This is a genomic window from Flavobacteriales bacterium (genome assembly GCA_016700415.1).
In the GTDB taxonomy this organism is placed as follows: domain Bacteria; phylum Bacteroidota; class Bacteroidia; order Flavobacteriales_F; family PHOS-HE28; genus PHOS-HE28.
On sequence record CP065018.1, the window covers coordinates 2,409,452 to 2,421,640 of the forward strand.

At 60.4% G+C, this 12,189-nt stretch carries 9 protein-coding genes; 3 read left to right on the plus strand and 6 right to left on the minus strand.

Annotated features, from left to right (window positions below; genetic code table 11):
* Window positions 1-55 precede the first annotated feature (55 nt).
* A complete protein-coding gene (locus IPP95_10090; GenBank protein QQS71537.1) occupies window positions 56-3,928 on the plus strand; it encodes a gliding motility-associated C-terminal domain-containing protein in 3,873 nt (1,290 codons plus the stop codon).
* Here the strand turns inward: IPP95_10090 and IPP95_10095 are convergent.
* Together IPP95_10095 and IPP95_10100 are read right to left on the minus strand one after the other, a co-directional pair.
* A complete protein-coding gene (locus tag IPP95_10095; protein QQS74246.1) occupies window positions 3,921-4,925 on the minus strand; it encodes an amidohydrolase in 1,005 nt (334 codons plus the stop codon). The two genes, IPP95_10090 and IPP95_10095, sit on opposite strands and share 8 nt — an antisense overlap.
* Window positions 4,926-4,946: 21 nt before the next feature.
* Window positions 4,947-5,477, minus strand: coding sequence for a 3-hydroxyanthranilate 3,4-dioxygenase (locus IPP95_10100; GenBank protein ID QQS71538.1), 531 nt, complete (start codon window positions 5,475-5,477; stop codon window positions 4,947-4,949).
* 130 nt (window positions 5,478-5,607) lie between these two features.
* Here IPP95_10100 and IPP95_10105 point away from each other — a divergent pair, with 130 nt between their 5' ends.
* Window positions 5,608-6,396 carry an SDR family oxidoreductase gene (locus IPP95_10105; protein ID QQS71539.1) on the plus strand — a complete coding sequence of 263 codons (789 nt, stop codon included), beginning with the start codon at window positions 5,608-5,610 and terminating at the stop codon, window positions 6,394-6,396.
* A gap of 149 nt (window positions 6,397-6,545) precedes the next feature.
* On the opposite strand, the gene IPP95_10110 is transcribed toward IPP95_10105, so the two are convergent.
* From IPP95_10110 to IPP95_10120, 3 genes are all read right to left on the minus strand, one after another.
* On the minus strand, window positions 6,546-8,240 hold the full coding sequence (locus IPP95_10110) for a T9SS type A sorting domain-containing protein (protein ID QQS71540.1): 1,695 nt from the start codon (window positions 8,238-8,240) through the stop codon (window positions 6,546-6,548).
* Window positions 8,241-8,333: 93 nt separating this feature from the next.
* A complete protein-coding gene (locus tag IPP95_10115) occupies window positions 8,334-9,035 on the minus strand; it encodes a response regulator transcription factor (GenBank protein ID QQS71541.1) in 702 nt (233 codons plus the stop codon).
* Complete coding sequence (locus IPP95_10120; GenBank protein ID QQS71542.1) at window positions 8,998-10,446, minus strand: HAMP domain-containing histidine kinase; 1,449 nt, start codon at window positions 10,444-10,446, stop codon at window positions 8,998-9,000. The genes IPP95_10115 and IPP95_10120 overlap by 38 nt, the downstream gene beginning before the upstream one ends.
* 141 nt (window positions 10,447-10,587) lie before the next feature.
* Between IPP95_10120 and IPP95_10125 the strand changes: the two genes are divergently transcribed.
* Window positions 10,588-12,030 (plus strand): aldehyde dehydrogenase, encoded by a 1,443-nt coding sequence (locus tag IPP95_10125; GenBank protein ID QQS71543.1) that lies wholly within the window; start codon window positions 10,588-10,590, stop codon window positions 12,028-12,030.
* Here the strand turns inward: IPP95_10125 and IPP95_10130 are convergent.
* Window positions 12,025-12,171, minus strand: a complete 147-nt coding sequence (locus tag IPP95_10130; protein ID QQS71544.1) for a hypothetical protein — start codon at window positions 12,169-12,171, stop codon at window positions 12,025-12,027. The genes IPP95_10125 and IPP95_10130 overlap by 6 nt on opposite strands.
* Window positions 12,172-12,189: the final 18 nt, after the last annotated feature.

The window sequence follows — 12,189 nt, forward strand, 5'->3', positions numbered from 1 at the left end:
AGGCCGCGCAATAGGTCTTAGCTTGGGGGTCCGAAACCGAAGGTCCCCGATCACCGTGCGCCATCCGCTTTGCATAGCCTTCTGCCTGTTCGCCATTTCGCTGATGGCCACGCAGCCGCCTGCGGCACGGTTCACGCAGAACAAGGGCCAATGGCCGGAACAGGTGGCCTATCGCACGTTGGTGCCGGGCGGGGCCTTGTTCGTGGAGCGGAACGCGCTCACCTATACGCTTCATTCCGGAGGCCCGATGGAGCACCATGGACATGAACATGACGGTCCGCCGGAGCCTGAGCATGCGCATGCCTTCCGCGTTTCCTTCGAAGGGACCTCGGAAGCGATCCCGTCAGGTGCTTCGGCGCAGGGCTTCTACGAGAACTTTTTCTTGGGAAACGATCCAGCGCATTGGGGCACCGGCTGCTCGGTCTATGGAGAAGTGAAGTTGAAGGAGTTGTATCCGGGCATCGACCTGCGGATGGACGGAAGCATGGGGCTGAAGTATGACTTCATCGTGGCGCCCGGAAGCGATCCGGTACAGGTGCGCTTGCGTTTCGACGGGCAGGACGGATTGTCCATAAAGGACGGGCGCTTGTTCGTGAAGACATCCGCAGGCACCGTGATCGAAGAGGCGCCCGTGGCTTACCAGGAAACAGCTTCGGGCCGAAAAGGCGTGCGCTGCTCCTACCGGCTGAACGGCTCCCACGTCACCTTCGACCTCCCGGACGGTTACGACATTCTACTTCCGTTGGTGATCGACCCAGTGCTGACCTTCGGCACATACAGCGGCAGCACAGCGAACAATTTCGGCTTCACCGCCACCTATGACGCTGGTGGTCACCTCTACGGCGGGGGTATCGTATTCAGCGCAGGTTACCCCACCACGGTGGGTGTACTGGACCCCAGCTTCAATGGAGGCACGATCGATATCGGGATCACCAAATTCTCCCCTGACGGTACCTCACAGATCTGGAGCACCTATATCGGGGGCAGCGGTAATGAGTGCCCGCACAGCTTAGTGGTGAACTCCAACAACGAGCTGTACATGATGGGCAGCACCGGATCGGCGGATTTTCCCGCAACTGGCGGAGCCTATGACCAGACCTTCCATGGGGGGGACAACATCAGCGTCACGGCACCAACGTGGGTGGGCCAGTCCTTCGGCTATGGCTACGGACAAGCCGACGGCACGGACATCGTGCTGGCGCACTTCAGCGCGGACGCCACCTCCTTGACCGCATGCACCTACGTGGGCGGAAGCAGCAACGACGGAGTGAACAACGTGCTCCCCTTGTCGCACAACTACGGGGACCATTTTCGCGGGGAAGTGGCCTTGGATGCCTCCGAGTGGCCCGTGGTGAGCACCTCCACCCAGAGCGCGGACATTCCCGTGAGCGCCAATGCGCCGCAGGCCGTCTTCGGCGGCGGCATCCAGGACGCCTACTTCTTCCGCATGGATCCCGCACTCACCACATTGCAGGCCACCTTCTACGGCGGTAGCGGCAACGACAGCGGCTATGGCGTGCAGTTCGATTCCAACGGCCAGGTCTTCACCACGGGCGGCACCACAAGCACCGACCTCACCATGCCCGGCACGCCCTTCCAGGCCACCAACAACGGGAGCGTAGACGGCTATGTGGCGCGTTGGAGCACCGACCTCGGCAACCTGCTTTCCGCATCCTTCCTCGGCACGTCCGCCTTTGACCAGACCTATTTCGTCCAGGTTGACAATTTCGACGACGTCTACGTAGTGGGGCAGACCCATGGCAGCTATCCCGTGTCGCCCGGCGTCTATGCCAACCCCGGCAGTTCGCAGTTCATCCAGAAATTGAGCAACGACCTCTCCACTTCCATCTGGTCCACGGTGATCGGTTCCGGCGCGGGGAACGAGGACATCTCACCTACGGCCTTCTTGGTAAGCAACTGCGGTCAGATCTACTTCTGCGGTTGGGGTGGCACCGTGAACCATAACATGGCCGACGCCGGCGCCAGCACCACGGCGAACCTGCCGCTCACTGCGGACGCTTTCCAGACCACCACCGATGGCAGTGATTTCTACCTGATGCTGCTGGACCCCGATGCGGTCGCGTTGAACTACGCCACCTACTTCGGGGGCGGAACCAGCCCGGAACATGTGGACGGCGGAACCTCGCGCTTTGACAAGGACGGAACGGTATATCAGGCCGTTTGTGCGGGTTGTCAAGGCAATGACGATTTCCCCACGACACCCGGAGCTTGGAGCAATACCAACAACTCTTTCTACTGCAACCTCGGCGTGTTCAAGTTCGAACTGGCCGTGGCGCACGTCACCATCGGCATCGACGGGCCCAACACCATCTGCATCCCCGGCAGCATCCAGTTCACCAACAGCAGCACCGGTGGGGACACCTATTTATGGGACTTCGGTGATGGCACCACCAGCACGGAACTCGCGCCGGCACATATCTATACTACTGAAGGCACCTTCAACGTGAGCATGGTGTTGTCCGACAGCTATGGCTGCACGACTTCGGACTCCTCAGAGATCCAGGTCATCAGTATCGATCCCACGGAGGCCGCGGTCGATCTCGTTCCGCCCATCTGTCCCGGTACAGGCATCCAATTGCAGGCTACCGGCGGCACCTCCTGGGCCTGGTCGCCTTCCACCGGGCTCAGCGCTGACAATATCGCGGACCCCGTGGCCACGCCAGCCAGCGACAGCACCTCCTATCAAGTGATCGCCAGCAGCGACTGCGGCATTGATACCGCCACGGTGCTCATCACCTGGCTGGACCCTGTCGGTTCCGCGGGCATGGACACGTCCGTATGCCTTGGTTCCGGCATTGCCTTGGATGCCAGCGGTGGCGGGTCCTATCTCTGGTCGCCCGCAGCGACCTTGTCCGATCCCGGCATCAGCAACCCTGTCGTTTCGCCCGTGACCGATACGCAATATGCGGTGGTCATCACCACGCCGGAGGGATGCTCGGTGGAGGACAGTGTGCTGGTGACGGTCTTCACGGACCCGCCGCTGCCCGCATTGACGGACACGGTGATCTGTCCGGGCACATCGGTTCAATTGCATGCCGGCGATGCGGTTTGGTATGCTTGGCATGCAGCACCGGGCATCACCGACCTGACGATTCAAGATCCCGATGTTGCACCCTTGGCATCTACGACCTACGTGGTTGCCATGACCAACGCCTGTGGAAGCCTTACGGATAGTGCGTTCGTCGGCATTGCCACCGTCGAGGCATTGGCTTGGCCGGACACCCTTGTTTGCGCTGGCGCGCCTGTCACCTTGCATGCTTCCGGCGGAACGGTATACGCTTGGTCGCCCACCGGCGTGGATACCGACTCGCTCGTGCTCGATCCCGCCGTGGCCGGTACCTATTCCGTGACGATCACCAATGCCTTGGGCTGCACGGCCAGCGCACAGGTCCAGGTGGGCCTGTACCCGGCAGCCACGGTCACCGCAGGCTACGAGACCAGCGTCGACTTTGGGAACAGCACCGTGCTCCATGCATTCGGCATCGGCACCTTCCTCTGGTCCCCGGACTCATCGCTCAGTTGCGACACCTGCGCCTATCCCGTCGCTACGCCCCTTACCACCACCACCTATACCGTGGAGCTTACCGACATGAACGGCTGCAAGGCCACCGACCAAGTGACGGTTTTCTTCCGGGGCACCCTGTTCGTTCCGAACACCTTCACGCCCAATGGGGACGGGGTGAACGATCAGTTCTATGCCTTGACGAGCGAAGTGTCCGAGCTACGCCTGTTGGTCTTCAACCGTTGGGGTGAACAGATCTTCAGCACGGACGAACTGGACGGTGCGTGGGACGGGACTTTCAACGGAAAGGGATCGCCGATCGACACCTATGTGTGGCGCGTGGACTACACCGAAACGAACGGCAGCAGTCGCACGGTCTACGGGCACGTGAACCTGGTCAGGTGAACGCACCGCGTTCCAAGCCCAGCCATTGCAGGGCCGCACCGCTGAGTACCAGTTCCTTCTGCTTATCGTCCCAAGGCATGGAGCGGACCAGCTGGCCCGGCTGTAGTTCGCCCAACGGGAAGGGGTAGTCCGTGCCCAAGGCCACCTTGTCGGCGCCGCAGAGGTCCACGATGTGTTGCAGCAACGCGGGGTCATGCACCAATGAATCGAGCCAGAACTTGCCTATGTATTCGCGCGGCGGCACCGGATTGTCCACGGCGCAGAGGTCGGGCCTTACATCAAACCCGTGCTGAATGCGGGGGAAGGTACCGGGGAAGGAGCCGCCACCATGCGCGAAGGCCACACGCAACTTCGGCAGTTTTTCAAACAATCCGCTGAAGATCATGCTGGTGATCGCCAGTGTAGTCTCCATCGGCATGGCCACCAACCAAGGCATCCAATACTTGTCCGTACGCTCCTTGCCCAGCATGTCCCACGGATGCACGAACACCGCCATGCCCAATTCCTCGCAGGCTTGGAAAATGGGGAACAAACGTGGTTCGCCGAGGTTCACGTTCTCCACGTGCGTGCCGACCTGGATCCCTTTGAGGCCGATCGCCTTGCAGCGCTCCAGCTCCTTCACAGCAAGCTCGGGGTCCTGCATGGGCAAGGTGCCTAGGCCGATGAAACGCTTCGGATGCTTTTCCACGATACCCGCGATGTGGTCGTTGAGGAACATGGCCAGGTTCAGCGTGTCCTTGGGCTTGGCCCAGTAACTGAACATCACCGGCACGGTGCTGAGCACTTGCACGTGCACCTGGTGCGTGTCGCATTCGCGCATGCGTACCTCCGGGTCCCACACGTTGGCCTCCACCTCCCGGAAGAACCGGTCGTCCTTCATCATCCGGGCGCAGCCGGGCCGGTGATGGTCCAAGTGGATGAAGCCGCCATAGCCGAAGCGACGGCCGAAGTCCGGGATGTCCTGCGGCAGGATGTGGGTGTGTATGTCAACGGACAGCAGCTCGGCCATCGGCAACGATCAAATGAAGCGTGGGTCGGCCTCCATCACGGTACCGCACTTCCCACAGGTCCGCAGCTTTTCATCCCCGTAGAACTTCCTGAAGCGCGGCAGGAAATCCATTTCGATGTCGTTCAGCACGAAGAAATCCTCGTGGAGTTTGTGGTTGCACTTCTCACAGAACCAGAGCAGACCGTCCTTCATTTCGCGGTCGGCGCGTTTGGCCTCCACCACTAATCCCACGGTATTGGCCGGTCGGCTCGGCGAGTGCGGTGTGCGGGCGGGCAGCAGGAACATTTCACCCTCCCTGATGGGGACCTTCACGGCCTTGCCATCTTCCTGGATACCCACTTCGATATCCCCTTCCAACTGCAGGAAAAGCTCCTCGGTCTCGTTCCAGTGGTAGTCCTTGCGTGCGTTCGGTCCGCCCACCACCATTACGATGAAGTCACCCGCATCAACGTAGAGGTTCTTGTTGCCCACGGGCGGTTTCAGCAGGTCCCGATTGTCGGAAACCCACTGTTTGAGATTGAAGGGACGGCGGATGGACATGGCAGTGGGATTGGATCCCCGAAAGTACGGCTTCCGATCAGGGGGCATTCACCGTACGGTGGATGACCCCTGGGGGGATGACTTACGGAACAGGCGGAGGGCCATGGGACACGCCCTCTACCTTTGAGGCATGAACATTCGACTGGACGGCTTACACGCCCTGATAGGCGGCGGCACACAGGGCATCGGCAATGCCACGGCACAGGAAATGGCCCGCTTGGGCGCACACGTCACCCTGTTGGCGCGGGATGAAGTGAAGTTGAAGGAAGCCGTCGCCGCGCTGGACACTTCCACAAGTCAGCAGCATGGTTTCCTTGTTGCCGACATGGCGGACACCGATGCGCTGAAAGCCGCGATCACCGGGTATGTGAAAGCCCACGGCCGGGTGGACATCCTGGTGAACAACACCGGAGGCCCGCCTCCGGGGCTGGCCCATGAGACAACGATCGAAGCGTATGAGCAGGCCTTCCGTCTGCACCTGCTGGCCTTCCAGACCTTAGTGCTGGCGGTCGTGCCGGGCATGAAGGAGCGCCGCGGTGGGCGCATCATCAATGTGATCAGCACCAGCGTGAAGGTCCCGTTGCCCAACCTCGGCGTCAGCAACACCGTGCGAGGTGCGGTGGCACAATGGTCCAAGACACTGGCCAACGAGCTGGGGCCGTTCAACATCACCGTGAACAACGTGCTACCGGGTGCCACGGCAACGGGACGCTTGAAGGCGATCATCACCAACAAGAGCAAGAAATCCGGTAGCACGGAGGAAGAGGCTGCACAGGCGATGCTGGATGAGATCCCGTTGCGGCGCTTCGCGGAGCCGGAGGAGACCGCGAACGCCATCTGCTTTCTGGCGGGACCTTCAGGAGCGTACATCAACGGCGTGAACCTGCCTGTGGACGGCGGACGGACGGGTTGCTTGTGAGGAGGTGGCTACTATGGGTTTTCAGAAGCCCGTTATGATCGCCCCTTTTGCTCAATGCCTCCGCCTTGCGGCGGAAGACATTGAGTGAACGCAACAAGGGGCGGCCGCAAAATGCGACCGCCCCTTGGCGTTAGTGGTCGAGGTTCTCCTTACTTGATCATCACCGGACGGCTGCTGATGCCGTTGGCGGTGATCACGCGGAGCGAGTAGGTGCCTTGGGCCAGTTTGCCGTTCAATGGCAAGGTCACAGGCTGGTTGGCGGTCATGGACTTCTGGTCCTTGTACACCACGCGGCCGGTCATGTCGGTGAGCTCAAAGTTCACCGTACCGCTCAGGTCGGCACCGCTGATGGTGATGTCGCCCTGGGTAGGGTTGGGGAACACGCTCACGTCCGTGCTGTTCAGCTCACGCACACCGGTAGCGAGGGTGATATCCACGTGATAGTCCTCGGTCTCACCATAGAAGTAATCGGTGCAAGCATCCATATCCACTGCGCCATAGACGCCCCGTACACGCAGGCGGGTAATACCCACGGGGGCGTCCACAGGCACGGTGAAGGGCAATGTGATCACCTCTTGGGGATTGGTCCCATCGAATTCGCCAAGCTTTTCGGTCGCCTGGAAGGTGGAATCGCCGTTGTAATCGATCCACGCGGCATAGTAATCATCCCCGTAGTCACCGCTGGAGATCGACAGATTGTAGGAGGCACCCTGCTCCAACATCGTGCTTTGCGCGGTGTAGTCCTCATAGGCATTGTCACCTCCGGTGGCATTGTTGATGGAACCCAGTGTAACATTGGAAATGAAATCACCGTCCGTTACGCCGTTGACCGGCTCTGGGATGCAGTAACCGTACACAACCGCGATCTGGCTCACGCACAAGGTGAACTCACCACCTACGCCATACTGCACGTTCGCATATACGCGGACGAGATAGTCCGTATTGGCTGTAACGCTCACTTCAACAGGAGCTGCAGGGTTGATCACGCAGGAGATCTCCGCGCCGAAATCGCAGGTGGCTTGCACCGTGAAGGCCCAGTCCGTTCCACCGATGTTTGTAAGGTCTACCGACACCACGGTGTCACTGCCTGAATTGAAGCTGTACCAGACATCCTGATAACCATCCGTAGAGCTGTCACAAGAGGGGTCTCCCGTTGAGTTCACGGAAGAGGAGTTGTTCCCCGTCACCATGGAGGAGGCACAATCACCTGCAGCTGCCACGGTCAACGCCTCAGCGTCAATGCATTCATCATTGGCGGGAGGGGCGGCGCACGCCGAAGCGGATACCGTGATGGTGTATGGACCAACGGCATTGTTCGCCGAATCCAGCATCACTGCGTAATAGTAGATTCCAGCAGGAACCCCTGTGTAGAAGAGCGTAAAATTGCCATCTGTACAGGTGGTGTCATTAAAGCTGCCGGCGGCAATGTTTGAGGTGAATGGGCAACCTTGGTAGATACTTACAAAGCCGTTCCCGAACGGCGGTGTTGTACCACAATAGGACAGCTCCAGATTGGCGCATTCAGTTGTTGTGAACATCTCCCAAACCGCAGGCATGGTCAATCCTTCCCCATTGTCAGTGGCACCAGTATTATCTCCGGAGAAGGTCACGCTTGAGCCTACGGCCAGATCCTGATTCACTGCGCCTGTGCATTCGTCATTGGTAGGTGCTCCTCCACCACGCTGGGCGTTGGCGGATCCGTGATGAGGCAACGCGGCCACGTTCACCAAGTTAGTGGTCCGGACCGCGCTTCGGTTCTTCAACGTCAATCTGCTCTGTGCGCCCACGGTTCCACTGAAAAGCAGTGCCGTGGTGGTCAGAACAATACCGTAGATGTTCTTCATGTTGGGTGTTTTAGGTGAGTTGGGCCACAAAGATGCACGAAATGGGTTGCCGCTTGGCAAAAAAATACAGTAGCGCCAACAACCCCTGCCACTTCAACCGGCCGGCACCACCAGCCGGAACCCTTTCCCATGCACATTGGCGACCTCCACCTCGGGATCGTCCGCCACATACTTGCGCAATTTGGCGATGTACACGTCCATGCTCCTGCCGTTGAAGTAGTTATCGTCCCCCCACACGGTGCGCAACGCTGTGGACCGCTCCAGCACGGTGTTGGCGTTCTCGCAGAGCAGGCGCAATAGGTCGTTCTCCTTCGTGGTGAGCCTGCGCTCTCCTTCCGGGCCCGTGAGCAGTTGCTTGCGCGCATCGAACGTGTATCGCCCCAGATTGAAGGTGGTATTGCGTTCGGGCAGCGGTTCCACGCCACGCGCCCGGCGGAGCACCGCCGCGATGCGCAACAACAGCTCCTCCATGCTGAAAGGCTTGGTGAGGTAGTCGTCCGCCCCGGACTCGAACCCGGTGATGGTATCCTTCCGCATGTTCTTGGCGGTGAGGAAAATGATGGGGGTTTCCGTATCGTTCTTCCGGATCTCCCGCGCCAAGGTGAACCCGTCCTTCAGGGGCATCATCACGTCCAGCAGCAACAGGTCGAACTTGGACTTCTTGTAAGCCGCCAGTCCTTGGTCGCCGTCCACGCAGAGCTCCACCTCGTAGTCCTTTGCCTTCAGGTATTGGGCGAGCAAGGTGCCCAAGTTGGGGTCATCCTCGCACAGCAGCAGTCTCGTGTTGTTCTCCATGTTCAAAAGGTATGGTGATGATGAACCGGCTTCCGGTCCCTTGGTCATTGCCTTCGGGTCCGCTCTCCACGCGGATGGTGCCGCCATGTCTTTCCACTACGGACTTCACATAGCTGAGGCCCAACCCGAAGCCCTTCACATTATGCACGTTGCCGGTGGGCACGCGGTAAAGACGATCGAAGACCTTGCGTTGTTCGCTGCGCGGGATGCCGATACCATTATCGCGGACCTCGACGGTGAGGGCCTGGGCGTCGCTGCGGGTGGTGATGTGGATGATGGGCGAAACGATGCAGTATTTCACCGCGTTGTCGATGAGGTTGTAGAAGATGCTTGTGAGGTGGGTGCGGTCGCCCCGCACATGCGCCAGTTCGGCGGTGCGCGCAAAGTTGATGCGCCCACCGCGTTTCTCCGCCTGCAGCGAGCTGTTGCGCACCACCTCGGCCAGCAGGGCGTGCATGTCCACGTCGGTGATGCGCAGCCGCATGCCGCCCTGGTCGGTCACCGCGCTCTGCAGCACGCTTTCCACCAGCATGCCCAAGCGCTTGTTCTCGTCCCGGATCATGTTCGTGAACAAGCGCACCTGCGCGGGGTCCTTGGGGATCCCGGGGTCGTTCAGTGCCTCACAGGCCAAGGATATGGTGCTGATGGGCGTCTTCAGCTCGTGGGTCAGGTTGTTCACCAAGTCGTTCTTGATGTCGCCCAAGCGCTTCTGCCGAAGCATGGCGCGCACCGTGAACCCGAAAATGGCGGCCACCATGAGCAGAAAAATGGTGGAAGTCACCAGCATGGGCCACAAGCTGCGCAAAAGCATGGAGGGGCGGGACGGGACGCTCACGTGCAACCACCAGCCGTTCCCCGCGGACCGCTCCTGCGGCCAATCGTTCCGGAAAAGCTGGGTACGGTGGGGGCTGCTGCGCACCAAATTGCTGTCCGCCGCGTCGTTCAAGCTGAGGAGCACGGCACTTCCCCCTTCCTCGAACACGCCGTATTCGTAGGTGCAATGTATATGGCGCAACCGCAGCTCCTCGGTGATCAGCGAATCCAGCAGCCGCGGATCGATGCGCTCGTGGATATCCCGGAACATGCCCGCACTAAGGATCCCCCGGAGCAATTCGTTCAAGGTGTCCTTGTTCAAGAGGCCCGGCCCCGCCGAACTGTCACGGTCGGCAAGACCTTGGTCGATGTGCAGGTCCCCTCCTTTGACGTCCGCAGGCAGGGTGCGCAAATTCTGGCGTGCCTCGGCCCGTTCCACACGGTCGCTCACGGCCACCAAGGCATTGTCGATACCTTCATTGAACTGCGCATCCTTCAAGGCCAGGGTGTCGCTCACCCATTTGGCCTGGATCAGGACCAGCCCGAGCAAGGCCACGCTGATGGCCACGATCAAGGCAGTGATCGTCCGTTTTTCCATGGAAGGTTGAAAGCTACCCGATGCGCGCGCTACGGCGATGACCGGTTAACGATGTTTAACCGGATATGTGCACGGGCAAAGGAAATGAGGATGGAGCCCGGTCGGCACGCGCTGTGTGCGACCAGCTACTTTTGCACCATCATGGAGCAGGTCCTCAACTACATCAACGGCGAATTGCGACAGGCATTAGGTGGCGGGTGGTTGGAGGGCCATGCCCCGGCGGAAGGCAAGGTATATGCACAGATCGCGGACAGCGACGCGAAGGACGTGGACCTCGCCGTGGAAGCCGCCGAAATTGCAATGCCCGCATGGACGGCGCTGGGCAGGCAAGGGCGCCACGATGCGATCATGCGCGTGGCCGATCTCGTAGAGCGCGACTTGGAGCTCTTCGCCCGGGCCGAAAGCCGGGACAATGGCAAGCCCGTCAGCTTGGCCCGTACGGTCGACATTCCGCGCGCTATCGCCAACCTCCGCTTTTTCGCCACGGCCATCCTGCACTGGGGCAGCGAGGCGCACATTACCGATGATGTGGCGGTGAACTATACGGACCGGCAGCCTACCGGTGTTGCGGGATGCATCAGTCCATGGAACCTGCCCTTGTACCTGTTCACCTGGAAGATCGCTCCTGCATTGGCGGCAGGTTGCACGGTGGTGGCGAAACCATCGGAGATCACGCCGTACACCACTTGGATGTTGGCCGAGCGCTGCATCGAGGCCGGTTTTCCCCCGGGGGTGCTCAACATCGTTCAGGGCACCGGCCCCAAGGTCGGCGCTGCCATCACGGCACATCCGGGCATCCCGGCGATATCCTTTACCGGTGGCACCGCGACCGGCGCCCGCATCGCTTCCGTCGCCGCACCGATGTTCAAGAAGTTGAGCTTGGAGCTGGGCGGAAAGAACGCAGTGCTGGTCTTCGCGGACTGTGACTTCGAACGGATGCTCTCCGAGACCGTGCGATCCTCATTCAGCAACCAGGGCCAGATCTGCCTGTGCGGTTCGCGGATCTTGGTGGAACGCTCCATCTATGAGCGTTTTCGGGAAGCTTTCGTCCAACGGGTGAAAGCGCTTCGCGTAGGCGACCCCTCTCAAAAGAACACGGATATCGGAGCCGTGGTGAGCGGGCCGCACCTGCAAAAAGTGCTTGGCCATATCGCCCTGGCCAAAGAGGAAGGAGGGCACATCCTGTGCGGCGGTGAGCAGGTGGTGCTTGAAGCCCCGTTGGCGGAAGGCTGGTACTTGGCGCCCACGGTGATCGAGGGCTTGGGCCCGCAATGCCGCACCAATCAGGAGGAGATCTTTGGACCGGTGGTCACCATCCAACCCTTTGACACGGAAGAGGAGGCCTTGGACATGGCCAATGGCACACCTTACGGCCTGGCCAGCACGCTGTGGACCTCGGACGGCACCCGCATGCACCGCATGGCGCGCCTGTTGAAAAGCGGGATCGTATGGGTGAACTGCTGGATGCTCCGGGACTTGCGCACGCCCTTTGGCGGGATGAAGCAAAGCGGCGTGGGCCGTGAAGGCGGCGTAGAGGCGCTGCGGTTCTTTACCGAAGCGAAGAACGTGTGCATCAAGTTATAGGGGCCGTAGGTCCGCGGAAGGCTCCTCCGGAAGGGACCTCTCCGGCGATCGGTGCTTCATGCCATTGGTGAAGAACCAGCCAAAGCGCAGGTCGAACCATTCCTCGAACTCGATGAGGCTACGGCGAAGGATATGGAGCATTTCACGCATCTGGAAGGT